At 69.4% G+C, this 16,206-nt stretch carries 18 protein-coding genes; 10 read left to right on the top strand and 8 right to left on the bottom strand.

Annotated elements, in window-relative coordinates; translation table 11 throughout:
- Positions 1 to 5: 5 nt before the first annotated feature.
- The 7 genes from GU5_RS17740 (at position 6) to GU5_RS13465 (ending at position 6,032) form a co-directional block, all read left to right on the top strand.
- On the top strand, positions 6 to 158 hold the full coding sequence (locus tag GU5_RS17740; protein WP_033227702.1) for a VOC family protein: 153 nt from the start codon (positions 6 to 8) through the stop codon (positions 156 to 158).
- A 95-nt stretch (positions 159 to 253) separates the two neighbouring features.
- Complete coding sequence (locus GU5_RS0101595) at positions 254 to 928, top strand: M23 family metallopeptidase (protein ID WP_010523833.1); 675 nt, start codon at positions 254 to 256, stop codon at positions 926 to 928.
- Between the two features lie 105 nt (positions 929 to 1,033).
- Positions 1,034 to 1,672: a TetR family transcriptional regulator gene (locus tag GU5_RS0101590; protein ID WP_010523832.1), complete on the top strand. Its 639-nt coding sequence runs from the start codon at positions 1,034 to 1,036 to the stop codon at positions 1,670 to 1,672.
- Positions 1,673 to 1,761: 89 nt separating this feature from the next.
- Positions 1,762 to 3,267 carry an MDR family MFS transporter gene (locus tag GU5_RS0101585; RefSeq protein WP_010523831.1) on the top strand — a complete coding sequence of 502 codons (1,506 nt, stop codon included), beginning with the start codon at positions 1,762 to 1,764 and terminating at the stop codon, positions 3,265 to 3,267.
- A 71-nt stretch (positions 3,268 to 3,338) separates the two neighbouring features.
- Positions 3,339 to 4,043, top strand: coding sequence for a maleylpyruvate isomerase family mycothiol-dependent enzyme (locus tag GU5_RS13470; RefSeq protein ID WP_010523830.1), 705 nt, complete (start codon positions 3,339 to 3,341; stop codon positions 4,041 to 4,043).
- Positions 4,044 to 4,074: 31 nt separating this feature from the next.
- Positions 4,075 to 4,902, top strand: a complete 828-nt coding sequence (locus GU5_RS0101575; RefSeq protein WP_010523829.1) for an aldo/keto reductase — start codon at positions 4,075 to 4,077, stop codon at positions 4,900 to 4,902.
- Between the two features lie 209 nt (positions 4,903 to 5,111).
- On the top strand, positions 5,112 to 6,032 hold the full coding sequence (locus tag GU5_RS13465; protein ID WP_010523828.1) for a CHAD domain-containing protein: 921 nt from the start codon (positions 5,112 to 5,114) through the stop codon (positions 6,030 to 6,032).
- Between the two features lie 25 nt (positions 6,033 to 6,057).
- On the opposite strand, the gene GU5_RS0101565 is transcribed toward GU5_RS13465, so the two are convergent.
- The 6 genes from GU5_RS0101565 to GU5_RS13460 form a co-directional block, all read right to left on the bottom strand.
- Positions 6,058 to 6,465 carry a hypothetical protein gene (locus GU5_RS0101565; RefSeq protein ID WP_010523827.1) on the bottom strand — a complete coding sequence of 136 codons (408 nt, stop codon included), beginning with the start codon at positions 6,463 to 6,465 and terminating at the stop codon, positions 6,058 to 6,060.
- A 130-nt stretch (positions 6,466 to 6,595) separates the two neighbouring features.
- Complete coding sequence (locus GU5_RS0101560; protein WP_010523826.1) at positions 6,596 to 7,402, bottom strand: alpha/beta fold hydrolase; 807 nt, start codon at positions 7,400 to 7,402, stop codon at positions 6,596 to 6,598.
- Positions 7,403 to 7,411: 9 nt separating this feature from the next.
- Positions 7,412 to 8,599 carry a low temperature requirement protein A gene (locus GU5_RS0101555; RefSeq protein WP_050806546.1) on the bottom strand — a complete coding sequence of 396 codons (1,188 nt, stop codon included), beginning with the start codon at positions 8,597 to 8,599 and terminating at the stop codon, positions 7,412 to 7,414.
- Between the two features lie 9 nt (positions 8,600 to 8,608).
- Positions 8,609 to 9,214: a bifunctional 2-polyprenyl-6-hydroxyphenol methylase/3-demethylubiquinol 3-O-methyltransferase UbiG gene (locus tag GU5_RS0101550; protein WP_029513924.1), complete on the bottom strand. Its 606-nt coding sequence runs from the start codon at positions 9,212 to 9,214 to the stop codon at positions 8,609 to 8,611.
- Positions 9,215 to 9,271: 57 nt separating this feature from the next.
- Entirely contained in the window at positions 9,272 to 9,829 is a 558-nt protein-coding gene (locus tag GU5_RS0101545) for a dihydrofolate reductase family protein (RefSeq protein ID WP_010523823.1), read from the bottom strand.
- An 81-nt stretch (positions 9,830 to 9,910) separates the two neighbouring features.
- Positions 9,911 to 11,446 (bottom strand): BCCT family transporter, encoded by a 1,536-nt coding sequence (locus GU5_RS13460; protein ID WP_010523822.1) that lies wholly within the window; start codon positions 11,444 to 11,446, stop codon positions 9,911 to 9,913.
- Between the two features lie 116 nt (positions 11,447 to 11,562).
- Here GU5_RS13460 and GU5_RS0101535 point away from each other — a divergent pair, with 116 nt between their 5' ends.
- Entirely contained in the window at positions 11,563 to 11,817 is a 255-nt protein-coding gene (locus tag GU5_RS0101535; RefSeq protein WP_010523821.1) for a PspC domain-containing protein, read from the top strand.
- 119 nt (positions 11,818 to 11,936) lie between these two features.
- Here GU5_RS0101535 and GU5_RS0101530 read toward each other — a convergent pair whose 3' ends face one another.
- Complete coding sequence (locus GU5_RS0101530) at positions 11,937 to 12,533, bottom strand: TetR/AcrR family transcriptional regulator (protein ID WP_010523820.1); 597 nt, start codon at positions 12,531 to 12,533, stop codon at positions 11,937 to 11,939.
- A gap of 174 nt (positions 12,534 to 12,707) precedes the next feature.
- Between GU5_RS0101530 and GU5_RS0101525 the strand changes: the two genes are divergently transcribed.
- The gene (locus GU5_RS0101525) at positions 12,708 to 13,562 is read left to right on the top strand and encodes an NAD(P)H-binding protein (RefSeq protein ID WP_010523819.1); all 855 of its coding nucleotides are present in this window, start codon (positions 12,708 to 12,710) and stop codon (positions 13,560 to 13,562) included.
- Positions 13,563 to 14,538: 976 nt separating this feature from the next.
- Here GU5_RS0101525 and GU5_RS0101515 read toward each other — a convergent pair.
- Positions 14,539 to 15,531 (bottom strand): YafY family protein, encoded by a 993-nt coding sequence (locus tag GU5_RS0101515; RefSeq protein WP_010523818.1) that lies wholly within the window; start codon positions 15,529 to 15,531, stop codon positions 14,539 to 14,541.
- 114 nt (positions 15,532 to 15,645) lie between these two features.
- Here GU5_RS0101515 and GU5_RS0101510 point away from each other — a divergent pair, with 114 nt between their 5' ends.
- Positions 15,646 to 16,056 carry a VOC family protein gene (locus GU5_RS0101510; protein ID WP_010523817.1) on the top strand — a complete coding sequence of 137 codons (411 nt, stop codon included), beginning with the start codon at positions 15,646 to 15,648 and terminating at the stop codon, positions 16,054 to 16,056.
- Positions 16,057 to 16,206: the final 150 nt, after the last annotated feature.

The raw sequence follows: 16,206 nt of genomic DNA, 5'->3' as shown, positions 1-16,206 counted from the left end.
TCTCCGTGTTCGTCGACGACGTCGACGCCGCGCACCGAGCCGCCGCACGTGCCGGCGCGGAGATCGTGCATCCGCTCACCGACGAGCCTTGGGGAGTCCGCCGCTTCTTCTACCGCGACGCCTCGGGACGCGTGGTCAACGTCGGCATGCATCGCTGATCATCGGCAGAATCTCCTGCGGTCCCGCCGGCGGGCATGCGGCTCCGGCCCGCCGGACCTGGACCGGAGGAGCTCCAGCCCCGTGGAATGACCTCATGTCCGCACCACTGAGCATCCCGCTGCCCGTCGCCGACCGCTGGGCGGTCGAGAACAGTCCCGCCCGGCGGGTCCCCAGCCACGGCACCGACCGCTTCGGGCTGCGCCATGCGATCGACCTCGTCGGCGTCGACGAGCAGCACCGCTCCGCGCCGGCCGCGCCCCGGCGACCACTGGTCGGCGCCGAGGCTCCCGAGCGCTTCGTCGCCTTCGGCCGCCCGGTGCTCAGCCCGGTGGCGGGCACCGTGGTCGCGGTCCACGACGGCGAGCCCGATCATCAGGCCCGTCGCTCGCCGCTGGGGCTGCTGAGCTACATGCTCGGGCAGGGAGGGCGACTGCGGCAGGGGCTGACCGCCGTCGCCGGCAACCACGTGCTGCTGCGCGAGACGAGCACCGGCCTGGTCGTCACGCTGGTGCATCTGCGTCGCGGCTCGGTGCGCGTCGCGCCCGGCGACCGATTGCGAGGCGGCGAGCAGATCGGCGCCTGCGGGAACTCGGGGAACTCCACCCAGCCGCATGTCCACGTGCAGGTCACCGACACCGCGGATCTCGTCACGGCCCGCGGAGTGCCGGTGCTCTTCCGCGACTACCGCGAGTGGCCGGCCTCCGGTCGCGGCCCGTTCGACGTCGAGGCGGGGGTGCCGGCCGAAGGGTCCGTCGTGGAGGCCCGATGAGTGGAAGCCGGCGGCCGGCCCGGACAGGTCAGGCGCCGACGGGCGACCAGGATCACAGCCCAATATTTTTGCAGGCTGTGCAAGTTTTTCGATATCGTCGCGGTCATGCAGGACGCGGAGCAGTCGGTCGGCGCCATGGGCCGCAGGGAGCGCAAGAAGCTCCTGACCCGTCGCTCGATCCGCAGCGTCGCGCTGGATCTCGCCCTCGACGTCGGCCTCTCGCACCTGACGGTGGAGATGATCGCCGAGGCCGCCGAGATCTCACCCCGGACGTTCTTCAACTACTTCTCCTGCAAGGAGGACGCCCTCGTCACCGACGCCGGGGCGGTCGCCGAGCTGCTGCGCGCGCTCGTCGAAGCCCGACCCGCGGAGGAAGCACCCCTGCGCGCGATCCGCATGGCCATGACGGAGAACGACCCCGCCTCGCTGATGCAGGCCAGCCGGGCACGCGCCCGGACCCGCCAGCAGCTGGTCCAGGAGCATCCGGCGCTGTTGGCGCGACAGCTGGGCAAATACGCCCAGCTCGAGCAGGCCTTCGCCGCGGCGGTGGCCCGACGGCTCGACGTCGACGTCGAGCAGGACCTGAGGCCGGCGCTGATCGCCGGGGCCGCGGTCAGCGCGGTCCGCATCGCCGTGCGGCGCTGGACGACCGACGAGACGTCGACGTTGGACGAGCTCATCGGCTCGGCCTTCGACCTGCTGGAGCAGGGCGGGACGCCCGCCGCCGACGCACACCACCGCTGACCGCGACGCGGCGCCCCGCCGCGCGCACGACGCACCCCCGGCGCCGACGCGTCGGGGACGAGTCATGACAGATGAAGGAAGGTCGCCCCTTGTCGACTGAACACCGCTCCCCCGACGTCGCCGGGGAGGCCGCCGGCCGTCCCGCCGCGGACTCGCCGCCGAAGCCGATCAATCGCCGCGTCGTGATGGCGGTGCTGGTCTCGGGCGCGTTCGTCATCATCCTGAACCAGACGCTGCTGAACACCGCCCTGCCGGCCTTCATGGCGGACTTCGGCATCTCGGCGAGCGCCGCCCAGTGGATGACGACGATCTTCATGCTGGTCAACGGCATCATGATCCCGGTCACCGCATTCCTCATCCAGAAGTTCACCACGCGGGCGCTGTTCTTCACCGCGATGATCCTGTTCATCGTCGGCACCGCCATCTGCGCGGCGGCGCCGGTCTATCCGCTGCTGCTCACCGGCCGCGTGGTGCAGGCCGCCAGCGGAGGCATCATCATCCCGCTGATGCAGACGATCCTCTTCGCCATCTTCCCGGTGGAGAAGCGCGGCAGCGCCATGGGGACGTTCGGGCTCGTGATCGGCTTCGCCCCGGCCATCGGCCCGAGCCTCTCGGGCTGGATCGTCGACCACCTGCCGTGGCAGACGCTGTTCCTGATGATGCTGCCGATCGCGATCGTCGACCTGATCATCGGGCTGTTCATCCTGAAGAACGTCACCGAACGCACCTTCCCGCGCCTCGACGTGCTCTCGATCATCCTGTCCTCGCTGGGCTTCGGCGGCCTGCTCTTCGGCTTCGGGACGGCCGGCGACGCCGGCTGGACCAGCCCCCAGGTCTATCTCCCGCTGATCCTGGGCGCGGTGGTGCTGGTGATCTTCATCCTGCGCCAGCTGAAGCTGCCCGAGCCGATCCTCGAGTTCCGGGTGCTGCGCTATCCGATGTTCACGCTGAACACCGCCCTGGGCATGTGCGTGTTCATCGTGATGATCGGCGGCATGCTCATCATCCCGCTGTACATGCAGAACATGACCGGCCACACCGCCGTCGAGTCCGGTCTGGCCCTGCTGCCCGGAGCGGCGCTCATGGGTCTGATGTCGCCGATCACCGGACGGATCTTCGACGCCGTCGGGGCGCGCTGGCTCGCCGTCCTCGGCTTCACGCTGGTGACCGGCTCGACCTTCTTCCTGGCCGATCTGGATGCGCAGACCACCTTCGCCTACATCGCCGGAGTCAACACCGTGCGGATGGTCGGCACGGCGATGGTCATCATGCCGGTGACCACCGCGGCGCTGAACCAGCTCCCCCGCCACCTGGTGCCGCACGGCACCGCGTTGAACAACACGCTGCGTCAGATCGCCGCCTCCGTGGGCACCGCCGGGCTGGTCACCATCATGTCCGCCTCGGCGCGCGACCCGCAGGTCTACGGCGTCGAAGGCCCCATCCACGGCGCCAACGTGGCCTTCATGGTCGCCGGCTCCGTCGGCGTGCTGGGCATCATCGGGGCCTTCTTCAGCAAGGACTCGAAGGGCCTGGCCTCACGGGCGGCGCCCGGCGAGGAGCCCGCCGACGGGAACCGGGAGAAGGAACCGGCCTGACCCGGGAGGCACGCAGAACGCGCCCGCCGGCCGTCTGGAGTGGTCAGCGCGACGCCGGTAGGCTCGTCGCCATGACTGCGACGGATGACCTCGACCTGCTGGCCCGTCTGGCCGACCTGCAGGAACACCTGCACGCCGGCCTGCTCGCCGTCGACGAGCAGACGCAGGTGCCGGGCTGCCCCGGGTGGAGCGTCGGCGATCTGGGCGAGCACGTCGCCGGAGTCCATGCCTGGGCCGAGGCGCTGGTCCGCGGTGCCGAGGACATCAGGCCTCCGCAGCGCACGACGTCGGTCCCCGAGCACTATGCGCGGCAGGCGGCACGACTGCACCGGACGCTCTCGGCCCTCGCCCCGCAGACGCCGGTGCGCACGATGTCCGGGACCGGACCGTCGGCGTTCTGGCGGCGTCGGCAGACTCACGAGGCGCTGGTGCATCTGCACGATCTGCACCGCGCCGCAGGAACGGTCATGCCGGATCCCGGCCACGAGCTGTGGGCCGACGCCGTCGACGAGGTCATCACCGTGATGCATCCCCGCCAGCTGCGCCTGCAGCGGACGGCCGCGCCGGAAGTCTCGCTGCGCCTGGAGGCGACCGACGCCGACGCCGCCTGGCAGCTCGTCGGCGAGGACCCCGCGCCGGCGGCGACGCTGCGCGGATCGGCCCGCGATCTGGCGCTGCTGCTCTGGCGCCGACTCGACCTCGATGCGGCCGGCGTCGACGTCACCGGCGATCCCCAGCTCGCCCGTCGGGAGCTCTCCGCGGCGCTGACCCCGTGAACTGCCGGCCGCGACGACGTAGGCTCGTGCCATGGAGCACCTTCCGCTGAACTCCGGACCGTCCATTCCGCAGATCGGCTTCGGCACCGGCGGCACGCCGGACGCCGCCGAGCGCGTCGCCGCCGCTCTGCAGGCCGGGTACCGCCACCTCGACACCGCACAGCGATACGGCAACGAGGCCGGCGTCGGCGCGGGGATCCGGACCTCGGGCGTGCCGCGCGAGGATCTCTTCATCACCACCAAGCTCGACGACTTCCATCACGCGCCCGCCGACGTCGACCGCACCCTCGACGAGTCGCTGGCGCGTCTCGATCTCGACGCCGTCGATCTGTTCCTGGTCCACTGGCCGATGCCGCGGCTGGAGGTCTCCTACGTCGACACCTGGCGAGCGATGCTCGCCGCCCGCGAATCCGGACGGGCTCGCGCCGTCGGCGTCTCCAACTTCCAGCAGGACCATCTGGAGAGGATCATCGAGGCGACCGGAGAGGTGCCCGCCGTCGACCAGATCGAGGTCCATCCGTCCTTCGCGAACGACATGCTCAGAGCCTTCTGCCGTGAGCACGGCATCATGGTCACCGCCTGGAGCCCGCTGGGCAAGGGCGACGACCTGGCGGATCCGGCCGTCGTCGCCCTCGCCGAGCAGCTGGGGCGCAGCCCGGCGCAGGTGATCCTGCGCTGGCATCTCGAGCGCGGCGACGTGATCATCCCGAAGTCCTCCCGCCCTGAGGGCATGGCGGCGAATCTGGACATCCTCGACTGGCAGCTGGACGAGGAGGACGTCGCCGCGCTCGACGCCCTGGACCGTGGCGAGGCCGGGCGCCGCACTCCGCATCCGGACGAGATCGAGCTGCGCGGCTGAGGCTCTCCGACCGCGACGCGGTCGGGGCGCGAGTCTCCGCCGACGGAGGAGCGCACGACCAACGCCGGTCCGCCGGTCGGACATCGGAACGATCAGGCACCCTGCCAGCTCTGGTCGTGGCGGCCGGAGGCGGGTTGAATGGGGCCGGGTCCGGCTCTCGCCGCCCGACCGTCCACCCACCATGCCAGGAGCTTCGCAGGAGGGAGCCCATGTCGCGTCCAGAGCACCGCACCGCCCAGGAGGTGCTGACCGCCGCCGTCGGACTGCGGGCGCAGGTCGTCCTCGACCGGCTGCCGGCCGCAGTGGAGGACCAATACGACGCCGTCCATCAGCTGCGCACTGCAGTGCGCCGACTACGGTCGCTCCTGGTTGCCTTTCGCTCGCGCTTCCTGGGGGACGAGGTGACCGATCTGCGGCACCGCCTCTCGACGTTCGGCGACATCCTCGGTGAGGCTCGCGATCTCGAGGTCGCCGCGGAGCTGGCCGGCTCGGTGCTGGAGGAGCTGCGCACCTCCGGCGACGACGAACCCGTCGAGGAGATCCCAGCGACGCTGATCGATGCGATTCTCGAGGAGCGGGCGACGGCCCACGAGGCCTTCGTCGCATGGTGGGAGGAGCACGGCGAGGACCTGACGACGGCGCTGGAGCACTGGGCCGAGGACGCCCCTGTCGACCCCGCCCTGGCCGAGGAGTCGGCGAAGCCGTTCCTGAAGGACGCGGTCCGCTCAGAGATCACACGCGCGCGGACCATGGCCGACCGACTCGAAGTCGGACTGCTCGACGGCCCGGACGACCGGACGCTGGCCGACGCCCACCGGCTGCGCAAGGCGGGACGACGCCTGCGCTACATCGCCGAAGCCTTCACCCAGCCTCCTGCGGAAGTCCTGGGGAAGAAGGCCCGCCGTGCCGCGAAGAGAGGGTCACGGCTGCAGACGGTGCTGGGCGACCACCGCGACGCGCTGCTGCTCGGCGCCCATGCTCGGCGCCTGGCGGCCGAGGCATCCACACCGCGCGCCGCCGGCGATTTCCGGGCCTTCGCCGACGCCGCCGAGGCCCGGGCTGCCTCAGCACTGGCAGACCTGCCTCAGGCGATGAAGAAGCTGCGGTCCGCGGCCCTGCCGACCGGTTGAGCGGCACCCGCCCCGTGCCGGGCCCTCACACCGGCGCGGGCACCGGCTCCACGTGGTGCGCCCACGCGGTGAAGACGCCGATCACCCGCGTGCCGGCCGCGCCGAACGCCGTCTCGGCGTCGGCACGCCACCGGCCCAGGATGCCGTCGGGAAGGCGCCGTGCGGAGGAGAAGGCCAGGACTACCGCGGGCACACCGATCCCGGCCAGCGCCCCCAGCATCTCCCGGCGTTCCTCGTCGTCGACGAGCCAGTCGGTCTGGTCGATGAGCACCGGCGTCGGGAAGCCGATGTCGTCGTCGTCGCAGGGCAGCACCGCGAAGGTGTTCTGCGCGCGATCGGATTCTTTGACCACCAGGTCGACGACGTCGCCGGCCAGGTACGGGGTCGAGAGCGGAAGCTCGGTCCAGTGAGGTGGAAGATCATCGAATGCCATGACTCGATCCTCGACGAGCCCGAACACGCCCGCCAGCGGACCCGCGCAGATGTGGATGGAGCGTCCACAGGTGCACCGATGCCTTGACACCGCGGCCCGAACACGACTCGCTCCCCTGCCGCCGCGGACCTCAGCCCTCGGCCGCGAGGAAGCGCCGCAGCACAGAGGTGAAGACCTCGGGCTGCTCGGCGTGGACCCAGTGGCCGGCCCCCTTGATCCGCACCAGCTGCGCCTGGGGGAAGTGTTCCCGCATGGCCGGCCGATGCTCCTCGGCGACATAGTCCGACTCCGCGCCGGCGATCCAGAGCACCGGGCCGGCGAACTCGCGATTGCCCAGGTCCGGGAATCCGCCGACCACGTCGAGCTCGGCGCGCAGCAGCTCCAGGTTCGACAGCCAGCGGAAGCCGTCGCCGTCGCGGACCAGGCTCTGCAGCAGGAACCCGCGGATCATCGACGACGGGATCGCCTCCTGCAGCTGCTCATCGGCCTCGCGTCGCGAGGAGAGTCCCGCCGGATCCAGCTGGGCGAGGCTGTCGAGCAGGTGCTCGAACTGGCCCATGGATCCGCCGGAGGCCACCGGGGAGATGTCGACGACGACGAGCCGCTCGATCAGCTCCGGGTGCCGCAGCGCGAGCACCATGGCGACTTTGCCGCCCATCGAGTGGCCCACCAGATGCACCGGAGCCTCGCTCGCGACGCCGGTGCGCAGCTCCGCGGCGACGAGGTCGGCCAGCTGCTCGTAGTCGAGATGCTCGGTCCAGTCCGAACGGCCGTGGTCCGGCAGGTCGACCAGCAGGCTCTCGTGCTCATCGGCCAGCCCTTTGGCGATCTGGGTGAAGTTCTTGCCCTGGCCGAAGAGGCCGTGGAGGAAGACGACGGTGGAGCCGTCGCCGTCGACCGTGGTGGTGTGCAGGGTGAAGTCGGATGCGTCGCTCACCGTTCCAGCCTACGTCGCGCGTCCGCCGTGCGCGGCGGCGCGCCGCTGGACGGCGGTGTACACCGCCAGCGACGTCGTGATCGCCAGCACCGTCAGGCTCAGGACGGCCACGGGGATCACCTCGCGCAGGGCGACGGCGACTCCGGTGATGACCACCAGCAACCCCGCAGCGAGGATGCGGGACTGCGCCAGCCGTCCGAAGCGCGAGCGCATGAACATCAGATTCCCGGCCAGATAGACCAGCGGCCCCGCCGTGGTGACCACGACGATCGCCGGTGTCAAGGCGCCATGCGTCAGGCGCAGCTCGATGGACACCGCCACCAGGATGGCCCCGAGGACCATCAGCGCATGGGCGTAGGCGAAGGCCGTGCGCAGCGCGCCGGTGGAGGTGTTGCCGTGCGCGGCGCCGGACCCGGCCAGGGCGAAGTAGTTCCACCAGAGGACGAAGAGTGAGGCGAAGCCCACGGTCAGGCTCGCCATCAGCGGCAGGGCGAGCGGCGCCTGGTCGACGACGGCCCCGCCCATCAGCAGGATGCACTGGCCGAGAGCCATGACGAAGACCTGGCGGTTCCTCCGGGACAGGTGTTCGGCATCGGTGTCCCAGAGATGCATGGGCGCCGAGCCGACGAAGGGCACCCGGAACTGGGCCAGCGGGGCGGCATAGTCGACGAGCACGGCGGTGAGCCACAGCGGGATCCGCCAGCCGTCCGGGGCCGCCGCGCCGAAGATCCAGAAGACGCCGGCGAACATCGTCCACAGCAGCAGCATCCGGTAGTTGCGGGCCAGCTGCTGACCGGAGAAGGCGAGCATCATGACCACCGGCCGGAGGATCCCCATGAACAGATAGCACCCGACGAAGATCCAGCTCTGCCCGTCGAAGGCACTCGGGATCGCGACGGCCATGCCCAGCGCGGCGAGCATCAGCACCGCCGAGAGCAGCTGGATCCGCGTGCGCGCCGGATCGAGCCAGTTCATCGCCCACGCGGTGTAGTTCCAGCCCCACCACACCGCCGCGAAGAGGATGACGACCTCCAGCACCCCGGTCCAGCTGAGGTCGCCGAGCAGGATCTGTGCGAGCTGGACGGCGGCGAAGATGTAGACCAGATCGAAGAACAGCTCCACAGGGGCCACCTGGGAGCGGCGTGAGGCCGGCCGGGCCAGGGACGTGCGGGAGGTGCTGGTCGGTGCCACGTTCACAGCCCCAGACTATCCGGAGGCGTGGCGAAGCACGGTGACGGCGAAGTCGGCGTCGTCCTGCCAGGCGTCGAGCTGCCAGGTGGAGAAGCGGTGCTCGACCCGCAGCCCGGCCTCGGCGACGAACCGGTCGAAGTCCTCCAGGCGCAGGTGGCGGTCGATGTGGAAGCCGACGAGCAGGAATCCGTCGGCGGCCACACAGGCGGCGAGCCGACGCAGCACGTGCGTCTCGGTTCCCGAGGCGAGGAACACCATCACGTTGCCGGCCAGCAGGACGGCGTCGAGCGGCTCCGATTCCCCGAGCGACTCCAGATCAAGTTCGGCCAGATCGGCGACGAGGTACCGCGGGCCCGGATGGTCCTCCTCGGCCGCGGCGATCAGTTCGGCATCGGCGTCGACCCCGACGACGGCGTGTCCGCGAGCATGCAGCTCACCGGCGTGACGGCCCGGCCCGCAGCCGGCGTCGAGGATCCGCGCCTGCCGCGGCACCATCGCGTCGACCAGTCGCGCCTCGCCGACGAGGTCGTGCCCCTCGGCGGCCATAGTCCGGAATCGCTCGATGTACCACTGCGAGTGGCCGTCCTTCGTCTCTGTCGCCCAACGCGTCGGCTCTGCCATGCCACCAGACTACGGGCGAGCGGCGGGATGCGCGGCACGTCGGCCCGGAGAGGTCGTTCACCCGCGGGCGGGACGGTAGCGGAGTAGAACGCCTCCGGTGTCCACGGCGTGGGACTCGAGGAGCTCGAGCGGCCGTGCGGCCTCACTCGTCGCGAAGAACGGCGTGCCGGAGCCCAGGATCACCGGGGCGATGCCGAGCAGCAGCTCGTCGACGAGGCCGGCATCGAGCAGAGCCTCCACCAGGTTCGCGCTGCCGAAGACGTAGATCGGTCGATCGTCGAGCTGCTTCCGCCGCGTCAGCTCCGCGACGGGATCGGAGGTCGCTTCGGTGTTGTTCCATTCCGGCGCGGTGAGCGTGCGGGAGGCCACGAGCTTCGGGATGGCATTCATGTACTCGGCGATCTCGGGCTCGCCCGTGTCGGTCGGCCAGTGGGCCGCCATGCCCTCATAGGTGTTCCGCCCGAAGACGAGGAGGCCGGACTCCTCGCCGAACCGCAGGCTGAGACGGCGCAGATCCTCGCCCCAGATATATTCATGGAGTCGCAGATCCCACGGCTGGTCTCCTTCGAAGAAGCCGTCTATCGAGATGACGTTCCAGACGATGAGCGTGCCCACGGCGTTCCTCCTTGAAGTGCCGCCCGATGCGGGTGGCACAGACCATAGTTCGCCGGGGACCTCGCCACAATGGTTCACCGGTCATCGGCCGGGTCCCCTCCGCAGGACCCCGACACGGTCCCGTCGCAGCATGACCACCAGGGACACCGCCAGGCCCAGGAGGATCACGGTGAAGGGCGCCGCGGCGATCACCGCCGCGCTGCGCAGGTCGTCCTGACCTCCGCTGAGCAGCAGCACAGCGGCGAAGGCGGCCGCGAAGGACCACATCAGTCGCACCGGACGCGGGGGCTTCATGGCGCCGCCCGTCGTCGTGCTGCCGAGCATGAACGACGCCGAGTCGGCGGAGGTGATGAACAGCAGAGCAAGCACCGGCACGAGCACCACCAGTGCGATCTCCGTCAGCGGCAGGGTGTCGAAGACGGCGAGGGTGGCGATCGATTTCGCCTCCGAGGCGATCCTGGACACCGACACCGCTCCGCTGAGCTCGCGCGCCAGGGCGGTGCCGCCGAAGACGGAGAACCACACGATGCTCACCAGGCTCGGCACCAGCACGACGCCGGTCACGATGCCACGGATCGTGCGGCCGCGGGAGATGCGCGCGATGAACGTCCCGACGAACGGCGCCCAGCCGATCCACCACGCCCAGAAGAAGTAGATCCAGTCCGCCGTCCAGGCGTCGCCGGCCGCGCCCTCCGTCGCGAGGCTCATCGGCACGAACGTGGAGACGTAGCCGGCGACGCCGGTGCCGAGCGTCGAGACGATCGATCCGGTGGGGCCCAGGCTCAGGACGAGCACGAGCAGCAGGCCGCAGAGGGTGACGTTCACCAGGCTCAGAGCCCGGATGCCGCGCCCCAGTCCTGTCATCGAGGAGATCGTGGCGAAGGTCATCAGCCCGACGATGATCGCGATCTTCACACCGTAGGAGTCGGCCACGTCGAACTGGTCGGAGAGCCCGGCGTTGAGCTCGCCGGTCCCGAGCCCGAGCGAGGTGGCCACGCCGAAGAGGATCGCCAGCACCGCCAGCGTGTCGACGACGGCGCCGATCCAGCCGTCGGCGAGGCGCCCGAGCAGCGGCCGCAGCGCGGAGCTGACGAGCATGCCGGTCCCCCGGGTGAAGGCCGCATAGCCGATCGCGATCGCGACCACCGCGTAGATCCCCCAGGCGTGCGGGCCCCAGAACAGGAAGGAGTAGCGCATTCCGGCGCGGGCGGCCTCCGTCGAACCGGGATCGGAGGCGCCGTACGGAGGATCGGCGAGATGGATGAGCGGCTCGGCCGTTCCCCAGAACAGGAAGCTGAGTCCGACGCCGGCGCTCACCAACATCGCCACCCAGGAGACGACGCCGAACTCCGGCGTCGCATCCTGCCCGCCCAGGCGCCTCTTCCCTGCCGGAGACAGCGCGAGCACGACGATGAACACCAGCAGCAGCGACACGGTGATCGGGTAGACGGGGCCGAAGCTCCCGACGACGACCTCCCGGACGGCCGTGAGGGAATCGGTGAGCACGCGAGGGAAGAGCAGCCCGAACGCGACGAACGCGATCGAGAGCACCAGCGAGGCGTAGAAGACCGGCCCGAGGCGCCCCCGGGATTCCGGAGCAGTCGCTGGCACGGTCATGGCGTCTGAGTCTATGCCGGAGCGCGGGTGCGCCCAAGGGTTCGCCGGTCTGCCCGAGGCCGCGGCATGCGGCTCTCCTGGACGAGTCGACGGGCCAGGATGCGTATCATCAGGGCATGGAACACTTCTTCGACGCCATCCGCCGGATCGGATTCCGCCGCGGGCCGAAGCGCCTCCTCGCCGGCATCGGCGGCAGCCTCGCCGAGAAGCTGGGCATGAATGTCTGGCTGGTCCGCCTGCTGCTCGTCGTCCTCTCCCTGCTGCCCGTGGTGGGCATCGGTGCCTACCTGGTGATCTGGCTGCTCACCCCGTGGCAGGACGGCCGCATCCCGCTGCAACAGATCCTCGGAGGGGCGCCCAGGAACCGCTGAGTCGTCGGTCCATACCGCGCTGGGCCGGCCCCACGGCCCGAGTCTTCCTGCCAGCCCCCGACGTGCGACGTGAGAGCCCCGCCGGCGCCGCAGCTGACGGCGACCGCGGCCCCGCGGCACTAGCTCGGCCGCTGCACTGGTCCACAGATCCCGCCGAGGACGAATGCGGTGCGGCGGTCGTAGTCCGGTTTGGAAGGTAGACCGCCGTACTTGAGGGCGAGGGCGTTGTTCAGGGTCAAGGCATGAAAGTCGTCGGGCGTGAGCCCCTGGGCCAGCACACCGGCCGCGTGCCCTTCTGCGACCAGGGTCTCGTGGAAGGCCCCTCCGGCGTGGCACAGCGCCATGAGCTTCTCGGAGTCGGGGAACTCCTGCAGCAGGACGTCGTTGACAGCCGGCAGGCGATACTGGAGATCCCGTATCGCCCTGACATAGAAACAGATCCGTTCTCGGGCCCCCGCGACGGACCGCGCGTCGTCGATGACGCCCCTGAGTTCGCCTGCGACCACGTCGCCGATGACGGCGTCGATCAAGCCGACCCGTCCTCCGAGCCTGTTGAAGATGGTCGCCTTGCTCACACGGGCTGCGGCAGCGATCTCCTCGAGCGGCACTGCGAGGCCCTGCTCCCGGAATGCCTCCACCGCAGCGATATGGATGCGTTCGACGTTGCGTCGGGCATCCGAGCGAAGCCCCGGTGAGGACCCCGTGCTGGAAGCCATTGCTCCTCCTTCCACGCCGAGACAATTTGACCGACCAAGTCAACTTACCGCAAGCTGTCTCATGACCATAAGTTGACGGAACGGGTCAATTTATCGAGCGGGCTCCTTGCGCGCCGTCGTCGCCACTCTCAGCGGCACGACAACGTCGCGCCGCCTCGACGAAAGGACATCCTCATGATCATCGTGACTGGAGCGACAGGCGTCCTCAACGGCGCCACCGTCGACTACCTTCTGCAGCGGATTCCTGCGGCCCACCTCGGAGTCAGCGTGCGTGACCCGGAACGTGCGAAGCACCTGTCCGATCAGGGAGTCCGCGTGAGGCGGGGAAGCTACGACGACCCGGCGGCGCTGCGTCACTCCTTCGCCGACGCTGAGCAGGTGCTTCTAGTCTCCTCCAGCGACGTCACCGCCGACGTCGTCACCCAGCACCGGACGGCGATCGATGCCGCGGCAGAGGCTGGTGCCCGACGGATCCTGTACACCAGCGCCCATGGGACCGGCTTCGACACCCCGTATCCGCCGCTGGCCATCCATGCCGCCACGGAGCAGCACCTCGCCGCGACAGGCGTGCCATGGACGGCACTGCGCAACGGGTTCTACGGGCATCCCGGTCAGCTGCTCGGCCGCTGGCAGGAGACCGGAGCCATCACCAAGCCGGCCGACGGCCCGTTCTCATGGGTCGATCGGCGTGATGCCGCCGAAGCTGCCGCCGCGATCCTCACCAGTGATGCCGCCTTCGACGGTCCCGTCGATCTGACGCTGCCCTCCCCCGTCACCCTCGCCGACTTCGCCGCAGCTGCATCCGAGATCACCGGCCGCCACGTCGAGCGCGTCGTCGTCGACGATGAGGAATGGGTCGCCGAGGAGGTGGCGAACGGCACACCGGAGGGCGCGGCACGATTCACGCTCTCGATGTTCCAGGCGACACGGAGCGGCCATTTCGCGAGATCCGCTCCCATGCTGACCCAGCTCCTCGGGCGGGCTCCGCGCAGCATTGCTGACCAGCTGGCACATCGGATCGCCGTTTGAGCCTCGAAGACAGTTTCACCAGTCGCCGACCCGGCACCTGAGAAACGTCCCGGAGCGCACCCGACGACGACGCTCGAGCTCAAGCTTCGGATGCCAAAGGGCACGACCGTCCGCGACTCACGTCGCCTACCCACCGACGCCTCGGTCCGTGGCTTTGTACGGCTTGCCCTGAGCGTCATAGGTGGTCCACTCCCCACCGGCTCGCCCTCGGCGAAGGCGCCGGACCGCGGAGACCCAGTTCCCACGATCGGGACATCTCATGCACGCACGAGAAGCGCACAGCCCTCGGACGGTATGAGGCCCCGGGCTGTGTGGCCGATCCCGAGGCCATCGCCGCTCCTGGTCAAGGCTTCGCGTCTTGAAAGTGAAGTCGACCGACTTCCGGCACGATACGACGCGACGTCTCAAAATCGGCTGAGCAAGGGACTCCTGAGAAACGTCAATCGGCCCGCGCACTCACCGATGCCCGCCCAGCGCCCCGATCCGACGGGTCCTTCGCGCGGTCGTCAGCACCCCCGTCCACCACGGCCAGCCCGGTGTGACCTGGCGGCATCGACAACAAGGGGCGCGTCGCAGTCGATGAAGATCACAGGCGCGTTCGCGAACGTGTGCACCAGCACGAGCGGCAGACCCCGTTGGAATCGAACCTGGAATGCGGCGAGCGCGAGGACGCGCAGGTCGCGGATGCGAGGACGTCGGGACGCGTTCGTCGATGCCGCGCCCCGGAGTGGCGACGAGGAACGACAGATGCGCGAGGTCGAACAGGCGAGGATTCCACGGACCTCACCTCACCGGCAGCGTGTGGAACTCGCCGCTGCACGCATCGAGCAGCTCGCGACGCACGAGCATCTCAGCGGACGGTGCGACGTCGGTCATGCCACCAGGCTTATGTGGAGCATCCCAGCTCATGGCGCATCTTGCGGAAGCTGATTTGGAGTTCCAACACGTGCCCCTGGCGAGGGTTTCCGGACCATGCTCAGGTCGAGTCCCGGTCGTCGCCGGCTGCGCGCAGCATCCATGCGGCTGCGGCCCTCACCCGCGTTCGGAGCTCGTCGGGGCGATCGATCACCACTTCGCAGTCGAGAGCCGCGATGACGGGCGGCAACCAATCGAGGGCGGCAGCATGGATCTCAGTTCGATACCAGGTGGCGTCTTCAGGCGCCCCGACATGCCCATGGTCCGACCTGTCGAGTCGAGCCACACTCCGCGGAAGATGGCCCCTGATGTGCCCCTCCGTCCCTCGAATGTGCAGCACGACATGCCAGCGGTAGTCGGCCGTGACGAAGAGATCGAGCAGGCGCCCTGCCGCATCGGATTGTGGCGGCGGCGCGAAGGTTCCGCGTATCGACCGAGCCGTCCGAATCCGATCGACCCGGAACGTCCGTTCCTCCTGGCGGTCCGTGTCGAAGGCGACGAGATACCACCGGTCCGAGTGCGCGACCAGACCGTAGGGGTGGATCGTGCGCCGAGATGGGACACCTTGGCCACTGACATAGCGCAGGTCGAGGACGTGTCGAAGGTCCACGGCCTCCGCCAAAGTCAGCATCACAGCAGGGTCGGGAGCGACGTCGCACTGCTCGGAAGTACGCGTCATCACCCCGAGAAGGGCATCGATCCGTTCCGCATCAGCGGTCGGCAAGGCTCGTTTGATCTTGGACAAGGCAGTCTGCGCGGCGATCTCCGGTTCGCGTGAAGCCGCCTGCGCACGGGCGAGCCCGAGATAGACCGCGACGACCTCCTCAGAGCTGAACATGAGCGGGAGGACGCGCCGGCCGGGCGCGAGCCGATAGCCGCCGTAGCGCCCTCGCATCGTCTCGACGGGCAGGCCCAGATCGACCAGCCGCGCCATATCCCTGCGAACAGTCCGCTCGTCGACGCCGAGGCGATCTGACAGCTCCGCGACCGTGCGCTGCTGCGCAGACTGCAGGAGTTCGAGCAACTGCAACGCTCGAGCGGTGGTGTCGGCCATGGCAGCCATTGTCGTTCATATACCGGGCCATTTTCGCCCGGTATTGACCGTACCGTGATGTGCGTGGCCGGGTCCGCGGGCCACATTCATGATTCACGACAGAAGGAGACCGCCATGCAGTTGGCAGCCACCCGGATCATCACCGACGACGTCGACGCGCTCGTCGCGTTCTACGAAACAGCAACCGGCATCACTCCGGAGCGTCTTCACCCGATGTTCGCCGAACTTCGCACCCCGTCCGGCACGCTGGCCATCGCCAGCTCCGCCACGGTGCCGCTGCTCGGAGAGAACGTCGCCGAGGATCGCGCGAACCGCAGCGTCACCCTGGACTTCCTCGTCGACGACGTCGACGAGACCTGCGAGGCTCTTCAGGAAGTCGTCGATGTGTTCGTCAACCAGCCGACCGACATGCCTTGGGGAAATCGTTCGCTGCTCGCCAGGGATCCGGACGGCAACCTCATCAATTTCTTCACGCCGATCAGCAAGACGGCTCGGACCCGATTCGCGGACGAGGTCCGTGGGTAGAAGACTCTTCGTCGATCCGGCCGGAAGCAGCCCTGGCGGCGTGCCAGGCTGCCGATGGAGGCCGAAGTCCCCGATGATCAGACGCGACCAGGCAGCCTGATCCCTCTCGAGAACCTCGAATCGTCTCAGGTTGCGGGGCGCACCTACCAC

Origin of the sequence: Nesterenkonia sp. F, assembly GCF_000220985.1 — a bacterium.
GTDB lineage: Bacteria > Actinomycetota > Actinomycetes > Actinomycetales > Micrococcaceae > Nesterenkonia.
The sequence above is the reverse complement of the archived record's forward strand: the minus strand, read 5'-3'. Positions and strand labels throughout refer to the sequence as shown.